We start from the raw sequence: 18,163 nt of genomic DNA on the forward strand, positions 1-18,163 counted from the left end.
TTTGGTTCAAGTCGATTTCAAAAGTGTAATTACACAAAACTATGGAACTACAGGAGAGCGCAATGAGACGAGTGGTCGTAACGGGATTGGGTGTCGTGTCCCCTATTGGAACCGGTGTCGATGGATTCTGGTCGCGCATAATCGAAGGCGCTAATGGTATCCGGCGGATCACGAAATTCGATGCCAGTGATCTCGCCTGTCAGATCGCCGGGGAAGTTCCTTCAATTGATGAAGACGAATTCGGTTTTGATGTTGATGCGGCACTGGACGCCCGCGAACAACGGCGTACGGACCGCTTCATTCACTTTGCCCTTGCGGCGACCGGAGAAGCTCTTGCGCAAGCCGGCTGGGCACCGGAAACCGACCTGCAAAAGACACGGACGGGCATCATCATCGGAACAGGTGTTGGTGGATTTCCGGCCATGACCGGCGGAACGCGCCTTGTAGATGAAAAAGGCCCACGCCGCGCCTCACCTTTCCTCGTCCCCTCGTTTCTGGCGAACCTGGCGGCCGGCCAGGTGTCGATACGCCATGGCTTGAAAGGACCGATCGGTGCGCCGGTAACCGCATGCGCTGCCAGCCTTCAGGCTCTTGGGGATGCAGCGCGCATCATCCGGGCCGGCGAGGCAGATGTGATGATCGCAGGCGGCACGGAAGCCTGTATTGATCGCGTGTCCTATGCCGGTTTTTGCGCAGCCAAGGCGATGTCCTCCAAGCGCAACGACGATCCCGAACACGCGTCCCGGCCGTTCGATCAGGATCGGGATGGTTTCATCATGGGGGAAGGCGCCGGTATTCTGGTGCTGGAGGACTATGAGCACGCCAAAGCCCGCGGCGCCAACATCCTTGTGGAGCTGGCGGGCTATGGAACCGCAGCAGACGCCTATCACGTTACGGCCTCCCCACCGGATGGAGAAGGCGGCTTGCGCGCCATGGAGCAAGCTCTTGCCGCAGCCAATCTGACCTCCTCGGACATTGGGTATGTCAATGCCCACTCCACATCGACACCGGTTGGTGATGCCGCAGAAGTCGCCTCGCTGAACACCGTGTTTGAAGGCCGCGGCAAGGATCTTGCCGTATCGTCCTCCAAATCGATGTTCGGCCATCTCTTGGGCGCAGCAGGTGCGGTAGAGGCCATTGCTTGCGTGAAGGCGCTGACAACCGGTCAGCTGCCTCCGTCCCGCAACCTGGTCGATCCGGATGACGCAATGACCAAGTTTGAACTGGTGCCGGACAAGGCCATCAGCCGCCAGGTCGACCACGTCCTGACCAACGGTTTCGGCTTCGGCGGAGTGAACGCCAGCGCAGTCTTCTCGCGCATCTGAGACCCGACTTGAGACAAGGCCAAGCCGGGCACCAAAAGGTGCCCGGTTTTTCTTTGGTGCTTGCGTCTATGCTAAAAATATTCAAAAATATGCATATGTTAAAGTATGTCCGTTCGATACGGAAACGGGAGGATTTTATGCGCAAGAGTTTTCTATCTGTGTCAGCTGCGTTTTTGATGCTGGCACTGACCGGAAACGGCACAGCATTCGCGGAAGGCGATCTGAAGATTTCCGGCGACGATACAGTCGTCACGATCCAAACCGAAGAGGGCGCGGTCGATATTACCCGCTCCAAAACGGAAGCGGCCCTTATTGGCGGCGTCCTGCAGCCGATGGTTCCGCTTCCGGGCGTGACACCAGTCGGCGAGCTTGAAGTCATCGAAGCCTTGAAGTCCGGGACCGCAAAGGTCGTTGATATGCGGACAATGGAGTGGCGCACGCAAGCAACGATCCCGGGCAGCATTCATATCCCTTACACGGAAGTCGCCATGCGTCTTGATGAACTCGGCTGCGAGGGCGAACAAGGCGCTTGGGAGTGCGCTGCGGCAGAAAACGTCATCGCCTTCTGCAATGGCCCGGCCTGTCCACAAAGCCCCGTGGCGATCAAGGCCATGGCCCGAGAGGGATATCCAGTCGCAAAGATCTTTTACTACCGCGGCGGGATGCAGGACTGGATGGTTCTTGGTCTGACAACAGCCGAAGACATGTTCTAAGCCAAAGACTGCACCTGCCTCAATCAACTGTGAAATCGACATGCAGCCAATGCGCCACTCCAGCGCATTGGCTTTTTTTGGTGGCGCGCCCAGTATTTCTCATATATGGGAATATTCTCATTATTGAGGAAACGGTATGAACGATCAGGATCTCGCACAACGCCTAGTTGGCCTGCGCAAGGCGAAGGGATTGTCGCTGGACGAGTTGGCAGAAAAATCCGGCATCAGCCGAGCAACCCTTTCCCGTATTGAGCGGAGCGACACCAGTCCGACCGCAGCTGCACTTGGGCGCTTGGCGACCGCGTTTGGCGTATCTGTTGCTGATCTTTTTGGCTTCGGTGCAGCGGCACATGATGCAAAGCTTGCACACACCGACCAACCAGTCTGGAGAGATCCGGAAACCGGGTTTCAGCGGCGCAGTGTGTCTCCAGCGATCTCCGGCTTCCGGGGCAGCGTCATTGAAGGCACGCTTCCAGCCGGCGCCATCATTTCCTATGCGGCCCCGCCCCTTTCCGATCTTGAGCATCACCTTGTTCTTCTGTCCGGTGCGCTCACTGTTACCCTTGGGGACACACGGCATGACCTCGCCCCGGGTGACTGTCTCCGTTTCCGGCTGAACACCCCCAATGCCTATCACGCGACCGGCTCCGAGCCGGCACGTTATCTCCTGACGGTGATTACCCCATGACAGAAGACACGCCCAAAAGATCAGAACAAACCATGCCGCAGTTTATACCGGACGCGCCCCTTCATTTGCTCACAGCAGAAGATGCGAATGCGGTTCTCTCAGACCTTGGCGCACTTCTGAAAAACTGTGTCGAAGATGGCGCCGGGATCGGCTTCATCCTTCCATTAAGCTCAGAGAAAGCCGATCAGTTTTGGCGTTCTCGCCTTGATGATATGGCACGTGGCGCGGCATACATGATCATTGCGCGCGAAGAAAACAACATTGCCGGTGTGGTGATGCTGTGCCTTGCTCCGCAGGACAACGGCCCGCATCGGGCGGAAGTGGCAAAACTCATGGTCCATCCGGACCATCGGCGGAAAGGCATTGCCCGGAACCTCATGGCAGCGATTGATAATCTGGCGCTCTCGCTGGGGCGCTGGCTGCTCGTGCTTGATACGGTCACGGGCGACCGGGCAGAACATCTTTACCCGACCTGCGGCTATCAGAAAGTCGGCATCATACCGGACTACGCCTATGGCAGCCACGGCGACCTTGATGCCACGACCGTGTTCTACAAGGATTTGAGGAGCAGCCGAGAGATCGGGTAAGAAACCGATCCCTCAACATGCTTTTGAAGCACTGGTGCGAGAAGAAGGCCAGACTATTCAGCTGGTTCCTCTTTTTTACCGGCGGTCCTGCGCGGCTTCCGGGGAGCAGGTTTACGTGCAGCGGCGGGTTTCGCCGGAGCCTTTCTCGCAGCCCGTTTGGGCGCGGAGGCCTTTTGCGGCGCAGGGCTCGCGGACGCTGCCTTCTCCGTCACTTTCGGTGTGTCGCCGTCTGCATCCGGCGCACCTGCTTCACTGGAGACCAGCGGATCGGACGTGATGTCTTCGGAGACGGGCGGCAGACCCAGCACACTTTGGAAAGTCTGAACCATTTCCAGGGTGTGCGGCGTCATCTCGTCGATGGCGCCCGGGATGTAACGCACGACCTTGGAGGCCATTTCGCGGTCTTCCTTGGTCTTCAGCAGTTTCGGCAGGCTTTCGATCGCCTGCTCGCGGGCAAATTCCACAATCAGCGTTTGTTCCTGCAGCATGAAGCTGCGCGCATCCGGTGACAGCCACTTGAACGGCTCGTCCTGGGTCAAAACCCGTGCGGAGCGTTCGAGCCGGTCGCGGCGGACATTGCCGCGGCTGTCGGCCAGAAGGATCAGCATCCGGATCACCGCCTCGCAGAAACCGCCTTCCTCGATGTGCATGAGCGCGGCTTGCACCGGCGGCAGGCTGCGCAAGTCTTCCTTGCGTTTTAACGTGCGGCCCGGCTGATGCGTCCGGCCGAACCAGCGCATGTAGGGCGAGCCCCACACCGTGTAAAAGAGATTTTCATACCAGGTGTCCCTGAGATCCCGGAAGAGATCCAGAGACTGTTCGATCATGGCAGCACTGACCCGCTCCATTTCAGAGAACGGATTGTTTGCGTCCGCAGGCGTCCGATCCTCTTTGACCCGTTCCGCCATGCCTGGCAAACCGCCAAACATTGGATTGAGGCTCGACATCATCGCGCGCTGAACCCGCAAAGGATGGGTTTTGCGGCGCAATTCGGCACTTTGCTCGGTCACTCCTGCCTGGACGAATGGGCGCACTGCCACATCATAGAATTCAGCCTGCTGTTCAGAGGCTCTGGCCACTGCTGCAAACGGAATTTCGTCGTCGCGGCCATCGTCTATCTTCATCAGGTCTTCCATCTTGCGTTCGTGGAAGGACACTGTGAATTCGCGCTCCATGAGGCCACCCTCATAGTCGTCGATCTTCATTTCATAAAGACCCGGTGCGAGCGCTTCGATGGTCTTGAGTGTCGAGGTGACCTCGGTGTGCTCCTTTTTCGCGATCTTTGAGGACACAAAGATGCCAAGGTGACCCACCTGGTCATGCACCATGTAAATGATGCGCTGGCCCCGGATCGCGATCTCGCGCTCGTCCGAGTAGGTGTCGATGATCCAGTTCAAAGCCTGTTGCGGCGGGGTGATGTTGTCGCCAAAGCTTGCAAAGGCGATGATCGGCGCGCGGATCTGCTTGATGTCAATGTTGCGGCCCGGTTCCAGCTGGGCCTCGTTTTTGGACAGTCTGTTGCCAACAAAGAGCTGTTCGACGATCCACTTCATTTCCGCTTCATTGAGGAGGAAATAGCCTCCCCACCAGCGCTCGAATTCCAGGAACCTATGCGGCTCGGTGTCGACCTTGGAATAAAGGTCGTAATACTTGCCGAAGTAGTTTCGCGCCGGGTTCAGCATCTCGAAATTCTGGACGATGTCGGCGCCGTCGAAGACGCCGTGCCCCAGATCTGAGTAGAACATGGCATTGTAGGTGCCACCCAGAATGCCGCCATTGTAACGCATCGGGTTTTCTCCGACCCGCCCGGCCCAGGTTGAAACCGGCGCTCCGTTCAAGACGATCGGCCCTGTCAAATCCGGATTGGTCGCGGCAAGCAGCAAGGTGGCCCAGCCACCCTGGCAGTTGCCGGTGATGATCGGGTTCGGCGCGTCCGGGTGCTCTTCCATGATGCGGCGGACGAAGGCCGCTTCGGCATGGGTCACATCGGCCAGCGTCTGGCCCTTTTCCGGCATGCGTTTGAAGGCAATGAAATAGACCGGATGGCCGTCACGCAGGGCAACACCAACCTGACTGTCCGGCTTGAAACCGCCAATGCCAGCCCCGTGACCGGCCCGCGGATCAATGATCACATAAGGCCGCTTCCAGGGTTTCATTTCGCGGTGTTCGCCATCTTCAGGCGCTTTTATCCGGAGGAGCTGATAACAGCACGGCCGCGGCAGATCTGCGCCATCCATGACCACGTCATAATCGTAGATCAGGACTGGCGGGCATCCCGCTTCTTCGTGCTCCAGAAAGATGTCACCGCGCTGGCGCAACACGTCCATGGTCAGCACGGCACGCTGTGCCGCATCCTTCCAATAGGACTGCCAGGCATCGAACAGCGTTCCGTCCCGCTGGGCATCGGTAAGATCTTCAACCGCCTTACCCATATCGGCGAGGCCCAGCTGCCAGCGGCCCTTATGATCCGCAGTGATCTTCTCAAAATGTTTGGAAAGGCCGCGCCCCATCAGCTCGGCAAGATTGGAGAGCTCGGTTCCTTGAGCCTGCAGTGCCGTAAACCGCTCGGAAGGTCCCCAGGCCGTGGCGTCGTTCAAGGAGTTCAGGAACTCGTTCTGGCCTTTTTCAAACGCGTCAAAAATGTCCTTCATGAGAACCTCCTATCCGATAATGCTGTAACCGCCGTCGATGGGATGAACACCGCCGGTTACATTAAACGCTTCGCGGCTCGCAAGGAACGCGGCATAAGCCCCGGTATCCTCGATGGTCGCAAGATGGTGGGTCGGCGCACGCTTGGCAGCGTCGTCCAAGAGTTCGTCAAACTCGGCAATTCCGGACGCTGCCCGTGTTTTCAATGGTCCAGGCGAAAGCGCGTGCACGGAGATACCTTTGGGTCCGAGTTCCGATGCCGCATACCTGACTGCGGCTTCCAGCGCGGCCTTGACCGGTCCCATAACGCCGTAGTTGTCGACGACTTTCTGAGCCCCCATGAAAGAGACCGTCATGCACGTCCCGCCATGAGGCATCAAAGGTTCTGCCCGGCGGATCAAGCGCAGGAACGAGTGAACGGAGATATCCATCGCCAGCCCAAACCCGTCCGCAGAGCAGTCAATCACCCGGCCATGCAAATCTTCCTTTTTTGAAAAGGCAATGGAATGCAGGATCGTATCGAGCTGGCCCCACTTTTTAGAAATCTCATCGAACAGGGCGTCCTGCTGGTCTTCGCTGCGCACATCCAGCTGCATGATGATGTCAGCGCCCAGCTCTTCAGCCAGCGGGCGGACAAACGGCTCCGCCTTTTCATTCAAATAGGTGATAGCCAAATCCGCACCCTGTGCCTTGAAGGCCTTGGCGCAGCCGTATGCAATGGATTGATCATTCGCTACCCCGACGACGAGGGCTTTTTGACCAGTTAAATCGAACATGAATGCACGGCTCCTGAAAAAGGGCCTGCCCCGGACTTTTACCGGACAGACACGGCAGATCACGCGTCGCAATGCGTAACCTACACCACTTTATCGCAGTGCAACATAGAGGGTGTGACGAAACTATGAAATTCGCCTTGGATCAGGGTTAGTGCGGATGGGGGTGAATTGCCCATCAAAAAACGGAACGCCCCGGACTGGGTCCGGGGCGCTCACACTCGTTTCAGTCAGACGGTTGGCTTAAGACAGCTCAAACCGGTCCGCGTTTATGACCTTGTTCCAGGCTTCCACGAAGTCGAAGACGAACTTCTCGTGGCTGTCGTCCTGGGCGTAGACTTCAGCGTAGGCCCGCAGGATGGAGTTGGAGCCGAAGACCAGATCCACACGGGATGCGGTCCACTTGGTGGTTCCGGTCTTGCGGTCGCGGATGTCGTACTGGCCATCACCTGTATGGATCCAGCTGTTGCCCATGTCGGTCAGGTTGACGAAGAAGTCTGTCGTCAGAGCGCCTTCCCGGTCGGTGAAGACGCCATGCTTGGCTCCACCATAGTTGGTGCCGAGCGCACGCATGCCACCGACCAGAACCGTCATTTCCGGTCCAGTTAGACCCAGCAGCTGGGCGCGGTCAAGCAAGAGCTCTTCAGTTGCAACCGCATAGTTCTCTTTGACCCAGTTGCGGAACCCATCATGGATCGGCTCGAGCGGTTCAAAGGAATCCGCATCGGTCATCTCGTCGATGGCATCGCCGCGGCCCGGCTCGAACGGCACTTCGATGTCGAACCCGGCAGCTTTGGCAGCCTTCTCGATACCGACGTTGCCGCCCAGAACGATGGTGTCTGCAACAGAGGCACCAAACTTCTCGGCCAGCGGTTCCAGAACACCCAGAACCTTTGCAAGGCGGGCAGGCTCGTTGCCTTCCCAATCCTTTTGCGGAGCAAGACGGATGCGCGCGCCGTTGGCCCCGCCGCGCAGGTCCGACTGACGGAACGTGCGGGCGCTGTCCCATGCCGTTGAAACCAGTTCGGAAACGCTCAGTTCCGTTGCGGCAATCGCAGCTTTCAAACCGCCGATGTCGTAGTTGAACGGACCGAACGGAACCGGGTCCTGCCAGATCAGCTCTTCTTCCGGTGCATCCGGGCCGATGTAGCGGACATTCGGGCCCATGTCGCGGTGGGTCAGCTTGAACCAGGCGCGTGCGAAGGTTTGCTTGAAGTAGTCCGGATCGGCCATGAACTTTTCACAGATGGCGCGGTAGGCTGGGTCCATCTTCATGGCCATGTCGGCATCGGTCATCATCGGCATGCGGCGCACGGACGGATCCGACGCGTCGACCGGCATGTGCTCTTCCTTGATATCGACCGGCTGCCATTGGTTGGCGCCTGCCGGGCTCTTGGTGAGTTCCCACTCGTAGCCGAAGAGAAGCTCGAAATAGCCCATGTCGAAGACGGTCGGGTTAGTAGTCCAAGCGCCTTCGATACCAGACGTGACAGCGTTCGAAGCGACGCCTTTCATGTTCGGGTTCATCCAGCCGAAGCCCTGATCAGCGACATCTCCGCCTTCCGGCTCCGGACCAAGCGCTTCAGCGTCGCCGTTGCCGTGCGCCTTACCGACAGTGTGGCCACCGGCGGTCAGGGCTGCGGTTTCTTCGTCGTTCATGGCCATCCGGCCAAAGGTCTCGCGGACCTGCGCTGCGGTTTTCAGCGGGTCCGGCTGGCCATTGACACCTTCCGGGTTGACGTAGATGAGGCCCATGTGGACCGCGGCCAGCGGGTTTTCCAGCGTGGACGGATCATCCAGGTTGTCGTAGCGCTCTTCGCTTGGTGCGAGCCACTCTTTTTCGGCACCCCAGTAAACGTCCTTTTCCGGATGCCAGATGTCTTCCCGGCCGAAGGAGAACCCATAGGTTTTCAGGCCCATGGATTCATACGCAACGGTCCCGGCGAAGAGGATCAGGTCCGCCCAGGAAATCTTGTTGCCGTATTTTTTCTTCAGCGGCCAAAGAAGACGGCGCGCCTTGTCGAGGTTGCCGTTGTCCGGCCAGGAGTTCAAAGGCGCAAAGCGGATGTTGCCGCCAGCACCACCACCGCGGCCATCAGCAATCCGGTAGGACCCGGCAGAGTGCCACGCAAGGCGGATCATCAGACCGCCGTAATGGCCAAAGTCAGCCGGCCACCAGTCCTGACTGTCGACCAAGAGCGCCTTCATGTCTTCTTTCAGCGCGCCGAAGTCGAGGCTCTTCAACTCTTCCTGATAGTCATAGTCTTCGCCCAGTGGGTTGGACTTGGTATCGTGCTGATGAAGGATGTCCAGGTTAAGGGTCTTCGGCCACCAATCCGTGACGGTCTTGCCGGTCTCGGTCAAGCTGCCGTGCATGACCGGGCAACCGCCGCCATTGTCCACTTTTGCGTCCATGAGTATCTCCCTGTGGCATCTGCCATCAAAATATCTGCATGACCTAAATTGGCGGTCACGCATCGAAATTCCAGTTGTCTGAGTACAAGGTCGACCAATTATTTTTGGGATCCATGTCAGAACGGTTCTAAACTAGCAAGGCAGCTCAATCAGGAGAAGTTGTATTTTCTAATAATGATGATAAGTTTTTCTGATGATAAACATCACCCTCAAACAGCTCCGCTATTTTGAAGCCCTCGCCCGCCACGGCCACTTCGGCCGGGCGGCAGAAGACTGCGCCATTTCCCAGCCAGCGCTGTCCATGCAGATCAAGGAATTGGAGGAGGTTTTGGGCGCGCCGTTGTTTGAACGTTCGGCCCGCCAGGTGTCTCTCACCGGATTTGGTGAGGAGGCGGTGGAACGGGCAAGAGCGATCCTGCGCTCAGCGGACGAGCTCGGAGATCTTGCGCGAGCTTCGAAGGAAACGTTGGAAGGCCGGCTGCGGATTGGCGTCATTCCAACAGTCGCGCCGTATTTGTTGCCACAGGTCGTCAGCCGCCTGACAGCGCGCTATCCGGGTCTGGATATCCATGTGCGTGAGACCGTGACACCTAAGCTTGTTCAGGAACTGAATGACGGCCGGCTTGATACAGCGATCCTGGCCTTGCCCGTCTCCGAAACAGGGCTTGCAGAAACGCCGCTATTTGAAGAGAATTTCGTGCTTGTCCGGCCAGGCAGTGAGGCCAATCTTCCGGTGCCTTGCGCGGACAGCCTCAAGGAGATGCGGCTTTTGCTGTTAGAAGAAGGCCACTGTTTTCGCGACCAGGCCCTCTCCTTTTGCGACATTCAGGCTGGGCGTCCGCGGGAGGTGCTCGACGCCAGCTCTTTGTCGACACTGGTTCAGATGGTCAATGCCGGGATGGGCGTTACCTTCATTCCGGAAATGGCAGTTCCGGTCGAAACGCGGTCGGCCGACGTCGCGGTCAGCCGTTTTGAGCCGCCGGAGCCAGCCCGCACCCTCGGCATGGTTTGGCGCAAATCCAGCCCGCTCGCAAGCCAACTGACGGAGATTGCCGATCTGGTGCGGGAGGCAGCTCAATCAAGTCGTTGAACGGCTTCCAAAATGGCTGGTACGATTTGATCAAACAACAGCGTATTCATCCGCCAAGTTTCGGTTTGGGGATACCCGCCATTCATTGCGATAACAGCGTCATTTTGCCGATCCATGACAAGAACCTGGCCATGGATGCCTACAAAAACCATGATCTTGTAGCCTTTAATGTTTAGAACACGGATCTGATCTTTGTACCAACCATTAGGGGCCAACGCAGCTTCCTTCCCGGTTTTCCAAGCGGCTCGGGCTCTGTCGTTGCCATTCCAGATCGCTTCAATGAAAGGCTCCGGGACAACTTGCTCACCAAGATGATTGCGTCCGCCATTGAGAAACAACCGGCCGAAGTGCGCCAGATCCCGCGTCCTTAAATTAAGACCGCCGGATGCGACGGGATAACCGGCTGGATCTGCCATCCAGAAGGCTGGGCCTTCGGCACCCAATCGAGACCAGATTTTTTCCTGAAAATAGTCCGCAAGGCCTATTCCGGTCACGGCATTCGTAATCAACCCGAGCATTTCGGTATTCGGATCCTGATACTGATAATGCGTTCCAGGTTCGAATTTTCGCGCGCTGATGGTCTTCAGGTAGGTATCTATGCCAAAGAGACCACTGTCGTTCGGCCCATTCCATTCCTGGGATTGGGTCAGTCCTGGGTCCCAGGACATGAACGGCGGCGTGGGTATATCCAGGCCAGAGTTCATATCTGCTACGTTCTGAACCGACACACCTTCGAACGCCGTTCCAATGAAATCCGGCAAATAAGCTTCGACCGGCCGTGACATGTCGAGTAATCCTTCAGACACCGCGATCCCCGCAAGGCTCGCCGTGAACGACTTAGTCACCGACATGTCAAGATGTGTCGAAGCTGCTGTCATGCCATTCCAAAAATGCTGATGCAAAAGGCGATTGCCTTGCAAAACAACCATGGAATGATTCAACAACCTGTCCCGCAACAGGGTGTCGAGGCTGTGCTCCCCGTCGGCATCCCGAGCTACCAGTCCATCAAGCTTGAGCGCGCCTCGAGCATCGACCCACACTTCTGGGGCAACCGCATCACCGGGCTCAATCACATAGTGGCGGGTAAATTTATAAGCCTCTGGAAATGTGACAGCCGCAAACTCACCGCTATCCCAGTTCTCTTGAGAGATGCCAAATCGCCCGGCCTGCTCCAAAAACGTCTGATCCGGCGGCATCAGATCATCTGCCAGCGCAGGCAGTCCGATTGAGACAACGGCCAAAACAACGATTACACTGCGCATATTTCTCACTCCCCCGCGAAAGCGTCCATAGGAAACCACTGAACGGGTCCCTTAACAATCGCGAAGTCGGGATTGCCGAATGCTACAGCATACCCTCGGACGCAGAAACGCAATATTCCAGCAACATCAAACCTTCCGGGCGACCACAAAGTGGCTGCGCGGTGCCGGGTAGAGACCGGTTTCGATGATCTCAAACCCGGCCTTCGTCATCATGTCGTTGACCATGTCCGTTGAGAGCATTGAGACATACGGTGCCTTGCCGAAAAGCTGCATCACCTTGATCATCGGGACAAACAGCCAGGCTTTTGATTTCAGACAAACCGTCTTAGAGATGAAAAGCCCACCGGGTTTCAAAAGCCCGTTGACGCGATCAAGAAGCGCCTCAGGTCCTTCCACCAGATGAAGGAAGTTGAACGCCAAGACAGCATCAAAACCCTCATCGCCGGCAGCGGTGGTCAAGCGTGGGTCGAACCCGTCCGCAGCGAGGAACGACAAGCCTTCGGGCGCATTTCCCTCAGATTTCGCCGCTGCCAGTTTTTCCTCCGCGATTTCCATCATACCGGGCGCAAAATCGGTCGACAGATAGCTTTTTACGCTGCCAGCCAGAAGCAGAGCCGTGGAACCCGTGCCAGCGCCAAGTTCAAGCACCTTGTCGTTTGGGCCAAGGTGCTCTGTCACCCGTTGCAACGTTTTCTGATAGGCCGCTTCATCTGCGATCTTGCTCTTGGCGTACTTGCGGGCAACTTTGTCCCAGAAGGTGCTGGAGGGCGTCATGTCGTTGGTCCATGTGGTTGTCATGGTCAGTCTATCCAGTTCATTGGGTCAGGAAAACAGAGAGAGCCGACGGGCAACTCACCTGCTCCGTCAATTGATGATCTTTCGGGCGAGAAAGGCTGTGCTCCAGGACTGCATCCAGCGTCCCTGGCCGGTTTCCGGAACCTCAAGCACTTCCAAGCCGCTTTCCTTTAGCCATCCGGCGATTTTGTCCTGGCTCAACCGATGCGTCCGCCATTTCAGTTGAATGTACGCACCGATCCAGGATTTACGCGTGGCAACCAGCAACAGGTGTCCGCCCGGCTTCAAAACCCGGTGGATCTCTTGCAAGGCCGCCTTTGGGTCCGGCAGGTGTTCAATCACATGTGCGCACATGACCAAATCGAACCTGTTGCCGGGGTGTGGCATGTCGCGAATATCTGAGACCGAAGCGTCAACGCTCACGCCGTTATGTCGAAGATTGCCGCAGGCTTCGGACAACATGCAGGGCGAGATATCAACAGCCGACAAGGCATAGGGTTGGCGGACTTCCGCGGCGAAGGCCAAGGACAGTGTGCCTGTTCCGATCCCGCAATCCAGGACGTCCAATTGCTGCCCGGCCCCGTCAGAAAGCGCTGGAAGAACCGCACGCACAAGCCGTCTGTAGCCTCCGGGAAACCCGAGCCGTGCAATCTTTTCTTCCCAAAGCCCTGCTTCGGCATCATACGCGGCGCTGAGTTCAGAGGTGGCAAAGCCGCGCCGGTTGACCGAGACCTGCCAGGATCCGAACCAGCGTTCGAACACCGGGATCTTCACATCGTTGAAATCAAGACTCATTTTGTTTTTCCATTGCCACCGCGCAGGCCGACATGCCGCAAGATCGCTCGGCCGATGTCTCGGCCGCCGGTCGGTGATGCGAAAAATTCCAGTATCGAGAGGACCACAGTCAGAAGCGGTCCGGTCAGCCAATAAAGTTTCATGGCCCCGTCTCCTTTGCAGCTTCTCTACACCCAAGATAAATGAATACAAATTGCCTAAATCCGGGGAGTTGATATACATATTTGTATGAATTGGCAGAGCATCACTTTCGATTGGAACCAGGCCCGCGCTTTTTTGGTAACGGCAGAGGAAGGCTCTCTGTCTGCGGCGGCCCGCGCTCTCAACCTGACCCAGCCAACCCTCAGCCGGCAGGTGGCCGCGCTCGAGGAGACCTTAGGCGTCACGCTGTTTGAGCGGGTCTCCAAATCGCTCGTTCTCACCGAAGCCGGTGTTGAACTTGCTGAACATGTCCGGGCTATGGGCGAGGCAGCAAGCCGGGTCTCTCTCTCAGCATCCGGACAATCCCAGCAAATCGAGGGGATGGTGACGATCTCAACGACGGACGTTCTTGGGATCTACCTGTTGCCGGAAATCCTGAGAGATCTGAGGACAAAAGCGCCCGGGATCGAGATTCGTATCCGATGCACCAATTCCTTGAGCGATCTGCGCCGGCGCGAAGCGGACATTGCCATACGCCACGTCGAACCGGACCATCCGGATCTATACGCCCGCAAGCTCTACGATGCCTCCGCCAAGGTTTATGGTGCAAGATCGTACCTTAGCCGGTTTGGCAACGACCAGTCGATGAAAGATGCCGGTGCTCACGACTTCATCGGCTTTGACGACAATCCGCAACTGGTCGGCCATCTGCGGGCGATGGGCCTGCCGGTGACGGAAGCGAACATAAAACTGAGTTCCCCCAGCGGCGCCGTTGCCTGGGAATATGTCCGCCGCGGCCTTGGGCTCGGCATCATGGCCGACGAAATAGCCGCCTGCTGCCCGGAACTCGTTCCAGCGTTTGATGATTTGACGGAAGTCTACTTCCCGGTTTGGCTCGTCACGCACCGGGAACTGCATACCAGCCGGCGGATCCGGATCGTGTTTGACCACCTTGTTGAAAATCTGCGGCACAAACAGCTGCGACAACCGCATGAAAAGTAAACAGAGTTTATCGCGCGTCTGCGTGTTTTGAATCTTTCTCATCAATCGTTTTGAAAACAATCAGAATTATCCTCGGCAGCTCAATTTGCAACTTTTGATATTTGTGAAAAGCGACGAGGGAATGCAGAGCAGAAACAGGGACTTAAGGGCTGCTGCAATTTGCCTGTTTGCAATGCTCTTCGCTTTGACTGCGCCAGCAAAACCCGCGGTCTCCGCTGAAAGCCATCTGACACCGCCCCTGGAAGTCTATTACAATGCGCTGCCGCATGTTGTTCTCATCATTGAGCCGCAGACCGGCAGGATCGCATTTGCCAACAGTTTCGCGCATGACTTTTACGGATATGGCCCCGGCGCGCTCTCAGCCATGCGGATCCAGCAGATCAACCAGCTGACTGCGGAGCAGGTTGCAGAAGAGCGCCGGCTCGCAAAGGAAGAGCACCGAAACTATTTCATTTTCCGCCACAAACTGGCAGACGGCTCCATCCGGACCGTAGAGGTTCGCTCCTATCCGCTCGACTTTGGTGGGCAGGTCCTGCTGCACTCCAACATTCGCGATATTACCGGAGAGCGCAGCCGGCAGGACAAGCTTTGGCACTACCAGACCCGTCTCGAAGAAGAAGTCCGCGAGCAGCGCGAAAAACTTGCAGTCACTTATGAAGCCCAGACCCATTGGCTCTTCGGTTTCTTGATCGCAATTACGGTGGCGCTCGGCCTCGTCGGTTTCTACGCGGTCCGTTTGCACGAATCCCGCAGGAACCTGCGTAAAGCCAATCAGAACTTGATGCTTGCCGACATGGTCTTTCGCCATGCCAATGAGGGCATTCTGGTGACGGATGCAGATGGCATCGTCATCCAGGCCAACCCGGCTGTCGCGCGCATATCAGGCGAAAATATTGACGCCATCATTGGCCAAAATCCAATGAAGATAGCCTCGGATCAAGATCGCTCCGAGATCCTGCGGCAGATGTCACGGGCGCTCGCTGAGACCGGGGAATGGGCGGGAGAGCTCTGGAATGTCCGTCCCGACGGTGAGCGATACGCGCAGCGGGTTTCCGTTGCGGCGATCAAGGACGAAAACGGAACCCTTACGAATTACATCTCCATCTTTTCCGACATCACGGACCTTAAAAACCATCAGTATGAACTGGAGCGCATCGCGCATTATGATCCGCTGACGGAATTGCCTAACCGGGTTCTCTTGCGCGAACGCCTGAGTGAAGCGATTGAACGCGTCAAACGCGACAATTGCTGGGGCGCCGTCTTTTTCTTCGATCTTGATGGCTTCAAGGAAATCAACGACCGTTACGGCCATGAGCTCGGAGATGAGTTGCTGACCACGGTTTCCAGGCGGCTCCTCTCGCAATTCCGGTCAACCGATACTGTCGCACGGCTCGGCGGTGATGAGTTCATTGCCGTGGTGTCCGACTACGAAAGCCCGGACGCTTACAGAACCCTCGCCGAACGGGTGCTGGCGGAGACCAGCAAACCGATTGATCTCGGTGACAAATCGGTGGCCATTTCGACGAGCGTTGGCGTCGCAGCCTTTTCAGCAGACAGCGACACCACACCGGACCAGCTTTTGCGCCAAAGCGATTCAGCGATGTATCAGTCCAAGCTGGAAGGCAAGAACCGCTATACGCTGTTCAATCCGAAAACCGAGATTGAGATCACCGCCTTCAACAACAGGATCAACGCACTCTCCAATGCGATCGACAACAATGAGCTGGTGTTCCACTACCAGCCAAAAGTCGATGTGGTCAGCGGGCGAATCCACAGTGCCGAAGCCCTCGTCCGCTGGCAGCATCCGGAGGTGGGTATCCGGTATCCGGGCAGTTTCCTGGACGCCACGGAAAACATCGGCCTGTCCCTGAAACTGGACACATGGGCGCTGGAGACCGCCTTTGAGACCGCGTCTGCGTGGCGCAAGGCCGGGCTGGAAGTGCCGATCAGCGTCAATATCGACCCCCGGAACCTTACATCGAACTGGCTCTACGATACGCTGAAGGGGCTCCTGGCAAAATACGACTCGATCGCGCCATCTCTGCTCGATATCGAAGTTCTGGAAAACGCGACAGCCGTCGGAAACGCCTCGGTCGCCCTTGCGATCAAACAGTGCCAGGAACTTGGTGTCAGTTTCTCAATCGACGACTTCGGCACCGGGTATTCCACGCTCACGCACCTGCGCCACCTCCCGGCAGATCACGTGAAGATCGACCAGACCTTCGTGCGGGCTGCAATCGATACCCTCGATGACCTTGCGATTGTGGACGCGGTTCTCGGCCTTGCGGGCGCCCTCAACAGAGAGGTGATTGCCGAAGGCGTGGAAACAAAAGCGCACCAGAACCTGTTGATCAGTCTGGGCACAACTATCCTCCAAGGGTACTCCATTGCCCGTCCCCTGCCCTACGGCACCTTTCTCGACTGGACGGAGACTTTCGCACCGGATCCCGACTGGAGCCTGTTGCAGCACCTGTCCAAACGGCGCGTCAGACTGCTTTACCTTCAAGTCGAACTCCGGAACTGGATCAAGGTGCTGAGCGGTCAAAAAGACGCCAAGGAGCGGCCGAGCTGCACGCTCAACGTGGAAGACATGGCGGCGAACTATTGGCCCTGGCTCAACCGTGACGGCGCGAAACTGTTTGCTGGAAGCGATCACTACGCCTTGTTGCTCAGCCAGTGTGAGAACCTGATGAACCAGGCGAAATGGCATTGCGGAAGTAGCCTTGGCGCACAGAAGACGTGCTCCGCTGCAGCTGCCAACCAACTGTCGGCGCTCGCAAAAGACTGCGTGACTACGATCGACAACTTGTTGCTCGACCGGAAACTCGACCGCCCCGATACAGTCCCCTTCAAAGTGGAGGAGAAGCGGGCGTGACGCGGTTTGTGAAGCCCCTAGCCAAGCATCCAGTTCAGCACCAAGCGCCAATCGGTCATCCGGATCGGCGTCCCATGGGTGCCGGTGTCAAACAGCGTGAACTTGATCGGATAGTTTGGCGCCTTTGATTTGATCTGCTTGAAAAATTGCGCCTGGGCTTCCCAATTATAGACCCGGTCCAGCGTGCCTTGCCCCATATAGATCGGAATATTTCTAGACAGCACTCCCGCTGAAAAAATGTTCGGATCCTTTGGTGAGCCTAGCAGCATGATCCCGTTCACAAGGCGCGCATAGTTCCCGTTTTTCACAAGGTTCCAGCAGATGATGCCGCCCATCGATCCGCACGCCACAACAACCTTGGCGCCGGGAGAAAGCTGTTTTTGCTGCTGGATGAGAGCCGCGACATCCGCTGTGCCCCGTTTGTCAAAGTGAGTGACATCAACGGTGAGATATGCGCCGCCGTTGCGGACCATCAGGTTCTGGATCCGGTTGAAGTTGCCACCAAACGACACATCGTTCATGCCCTGAAAGCGGTTTCCGCCCTGACCATGAATATAGATGACGATCGTCTTGGCGCCGCCCTTCCACTTGCCCGTCCCCATGTAGGAGATGGTCCGGCCGTTTGCATTGAGTTCGCCGCTGCCGCGGCCGCGTTTCGGTTTGTAAGAAACGTAGTTGCCATACACCTGGCGCTCGGGGATCTGATCTCGGCTGTGCAGATCGCGTTGTTTGATGTACTCCACAACGATGAAATCACCGTCGTAAAGCGTTTCGGTGACCTTCTTGTAGCGGAACAGGCGGTCTTTGTACGGCTTCAAGGCTTCAGCATGTGCGTTGATCGACACGCTGCAAAAGACAGCCGCCAGTACCACCACCGGCAATTTGACGAACCGTACCTGAAGGGCTTTCAGAAAACTGTTCAGCATGCAGTGTCCTTCGCTGGGCCAAATTGGAAGCCGATACCGGTAAAACCTACGCAGGCACGCTCCGGCTTTCAATGGACCCAAGGTCAATTCAATCAGATCCGCTGCCATTAATCCGCAGTAATCCCCA

Annotated in this window: 15 protein-coding genes; 7 read left to right on the plus strand and 8 right to left on the minus strand. The window is 57.1% G+C overall.

Annotated features, from left to right (window positions below; genetic code table 11):
• Positions 1 to 62 precede the first annotated feature (62 nt).
• The 4 genes from fabF to ACVDG4_RS07680 all read left to right on the plus strand — a co-directional run bounded on the left by fabF (position 63) and on the right by ACVDG4_RS07680 (position 3,313).
• The gene (gene fabF, locus ACVDG4_RS07665; RefSeq protein WP_447234592.1) at positions 63 to 1,325 is read left to right on the plus strand and encodes a beta-ketoacyl-ACP synthase II; all 1,263 of its coding nucleotides are present in this window, start codon (positions 63 to 65) and stop codon (positions 1,323 to 1,325) included.
• Between the two features lie 137 nt (positions 1,326 to 1,462).
• On the plus strand, positions 1,463 to 2,038 hold the full coding sequence (locus ACVDG4_RS07670; protein ID WP_447234593.1) for a rhodanese-like domain-containing protein: 576 nt from the start codon (positions 1,463 to 1,465) through the stop codon (positions 2,036 to 2,038).
• A 136-nt stretch (positions 2,039 to 2,174) separates the two neighbouring features.
• Entirely contained in the window at positions 2,175 to 2,726 is a 552-nt protein-coding gene (gene relB / locus ACVDG4_RS07675) for a type II toxin-antitoxin system RelB family anti-toxin (RefSeq protein ID WP_447234594.1), read from the plus strand.
• A 32-nt stretch (positions 2,727 to 2,758) separates the two neighbouring features.
• Positions 2,759 to 3,313 carry a GNAT family N-acetyltransferase gene (locus tag ACVDG4_RS07680; RefSeq protein WP_447234595.1) on the plus strand — a complete coding sequence of 185 codons (555 nt, stop codon included), beginning with the start codon at positions 2,759 to 2,761 and terminating at the stop codon, positions 3,311 to 3,313.
• Between the two features lie 53 nt (positions 3,314 to 3,366).
• Here the strand turns inward: ACVDG4_RS07680 and ACVDG4_RS07685 are convergent, their stop codons facing one another.
• The 3 genes from ACVDG4_RS07685 to katG form a co-directional block, all read right to left on the minus strand.
• Positions 3,367 to 5,964 carry a DUF3141 domain-containing protein gene (locus ACVDG4_RS07685; protein WP_447234596.1) on the minus strand — a complete coding sequence of 866 codons (2,598 nt, stop codon included), beginning with the start codon at positions 5,962 to 5,964 and terminating at the stop codon, positions 3,367 to 3,369.
• A gap of 9 nt (positions 5,965 to 5,973) precedes the next feature.
• Positions 5,974 to 6,738, minus strand: a complete 765-nt coding sequence (gene fabI / locus ACVDG4_RS07690; protein ID WP_447234597.1) for an enoyl-ACP reductase FabI — start codon at positions 6,736 to 6,738, stop codon at positions 5,974 to 5,976.
• A gap of 240 nt (positions 6,739 to 6,978) precedes the next feature.
• Positions 6,979 to 9,150, minus strand: a complete 2,172-nt coding sequence (gene katG, locus ACVDG4_RS07695) for a catalase/peroxidase HPI (protein ID WP_447234598.1) — start codon at positions 9,148 to 9,150, stop codon at positions 6,979 to 6,981.
• A gap of 193 nt (positions 9,151 to 9,343) precedes the next feature.
• Here katG and ACVDG4_RS07700 point away from each other — a divergent pair, with 193 nt between their 5' ends.
• Entirely contained in the window at positions 9,344 to 10,240 is an 897-nt protein-coding gene (locus tag ACVDG4_RS07700) for a hydrogen peroxide-inducible genes activator (RefSeq protein WP_447234599.1), read from the plus strand.
• On the opposite strand, the gene ACVDG4_RS07705 is transcribed toward ACVDG4_RS07700, so the two are convergent.
• From ACVDG4_RS07705 to ACVDG4_RS07720, 4 genes are all read right to left on the minus strand, one after another.
• Positions 10,225 to 11,502, minus strand: coding sequence for a serine hydrolase domain-containing protein (locus ACVDG4_RS07705; RefSeq protein WP_447234600.1), 1,278 nt, complete (start codon positions 11,500 to 11,502; stop codon positions 10,225 to 10,227). The two genes, ACVDG4_RS07700 and ACVDG4_RS07705, sit on opposite strands and share 16 nt — an antisense overlap.
• 126 nt (positions 11,503 to 11,628) lie before the next feature.
• On the minus strand, positions 11,629 to 12,300 hold the full coding sequence (locus ACVDG4_RS07710) for a class I SAM-dependent methyltransferase (protein ID WP_447234601.1): 672 nt from the start codon (positions 12,298 to 12,300) through the stop codon (positions 11,629 to 11,631).
• A 66-nt stretch (positions 12,301 to 12,366) separates the two neighbouring features.
• Positions 12,367 to 13,092 (minus strand): class I SAM-dependent methyltransferase, encoded by a 726-nt coding sequence (locus ACVDG4_RS07715; RefSeq protein ID WP_447234602.1) that lies wholly within the window; start codon positions 13,090 to 13,092, stop codon positions 12,367 to 12,369.
• Entirely contained in the window at positions 13,089 to 13,235 is a 147-nt protein-coding gene (locus ACVDG4_RS07720) for a hypothetical protein (protein ID WP_166672869.1), read from the minus strand. The genes ACVDG4_RS07715 and ACVDG4_RS07720 overlap by 4 nt, the downstream gene beginning before the upstream one ends.
• 85 nt (positions 13,236 to 13,320) lie before the next feature.
• On the opposite strand from ACVDG4_RS07720, the gene ACVDG4_RS07725 reads away from it, so the two are divergent.
• Together ACVDG4_RS07725 and ACVDG4_RS07730 are read left to right on the plus strand one after the other, a co-directional pair.
• Positions 13,321 to 14,235 carry a LysR family transcriptional regulator gene (locus ACVDG4_RS07725; RefSeq protein ID WP_447234603.1) on the plus strand — a complete coding sequence of 305 codons (915 nt, stop codon included), beginning with the start codon at positions 13,321 to 13,323 and terminating at the stop codon, positions 14,233 to 14,235.
• Between the two features lie 121 nt (positions 14,236 to 14,356).
• A complete protein-coding gene (locus ACVDG4_RS07730) occupies positions 14,357 to 17,110 on the plus strand; it encodes a putative bifunctional diguanylate cyclase/phosphodiesterase (RefSeq protein WP_447234604.1) in 2,754 nt (917 codons plus the stop codon).
• Positions 17,111 to 17,127: 17 nt separating this feature from the next.
• On the opposite strand, the gene ACVDG4_RS07735 is transcribed toward ACVDG4_RS07730, so the two are convergent.
• Entirely contained in the window at positions 17,128 to 18,036 is a 909-nt protein-coding gene (locus tag ACVDG4_RS07735) for an alpha/beta hydrolase (RefSeq protein WP_447234605.1), read from the minus strand.
• Between the last annotated feature and the right edge of the window lie 127 nt (positions 18,037 to 18,163).

The organism is Roseibium sp. MB-4, assembly GCF_053005265.1.

Coding starts and splice junctions, on each gene's coding strand:
- fabF (WP_447234592.1), top strand. CDS start 63: ATGAGACGAGTGGTCGTAACGGGATTGGGTGTCGTGTCCCCTATTGGA.
- ACVDG4_RS07670 (WP_447234593.1), top strand. CDS start 1,463: ATGCGCAAGAGTTTTCTATCTGTGTCAGCTGCGTTTTTGATGCTGGCA.
- relB (WP_447234594.1), top strand. CDS start 2,175: ATGAACGATCAGGATCTCGCACAACGCCTAGTTGGCCTGCGCAAGGCG.
- ACVDG4_RS07680 (WP_447234595.1), top strand. CDS start 2,759: ATGCCGCAGTTTATACCGGACGCGCCCCTTCATTTGCTCACAGCAGAA.
- ACVDG4_RS07685 (WP_447234596.1), bottom strand. CDS start 5,964: ATGAAGGACATTTTTGACGCGTTTGAAAAAGGCCAGAACGAGTTCCTG.
- fabI (WP_447234597.1), bottom strand. CDS start 6,738: ATGTTCGATTTAACTGGTCAAAAAGCCCTCGTCGTCGGGGTAGCGAAT.
- katG (WP_447234598.1), bottom strand. CDS start 9,150: ATGGACGCAAAAGTGGACAATGGCGGCGGTTGCCCGGTCATGCACGGC.
- ACVDG4_RS07700 (WP_447234599.1), top strand. CDS start 9,344: ATGATAAACATCACCCTCAAACAGCTCCGCTATTTTGAAGCCCTCGCC.
- ACVDG4_RS07705 (WP_447234600.1), bottom strand. CDS start 11,502: ATGCGCAGTGTAATCGTTGTTTTGGCCGTTGTCTCAATCGGACTGCCT.
- ACVDG4_RS07710 (WP_447234601.1), bottom strand. CDS start 12,300: ATGACAACCACATGGACCAACGACATGACGCCCTCCAGCACCTTCTGG.
- ACVDG4_RS07715 (WP_447234602.1), bottom strand. CDS start 13,092: ATGAGTCTTGATTTCAACGATGTGAAGATCCCGGTGTTCGAACGCTGG.
- ACVDG4_RS07720 (WP_166672869.1), bottom strand. CDS start 13,235: ATGAAACTTTATTGGCTGACCGGACCGCTTCTGACTGTGGTCCTCTCG.
- ACVDG4_RS07725 (WP_447234603.1), top strand. CDS start 13,321: ATGAATTGGCAGAGCATCACTTTCGATTGGAACCAGGCCCGCGCTTTT.
- ACVDG4_RS07730 (WP_447234604.1), top strand. CDS start 14,357: ATGCAGAGCAGAAACAGGGACTTAAGGGCTGCTGCAATTTGCCTGTTT.
- ACVDG4_RS07735 (WP_447234605.1), bottom strand. CDS start 18,036: ATGCTGAACAGTTTTCTGAAAGCCCTTCAGGTACGGTTCGTCAAATTG.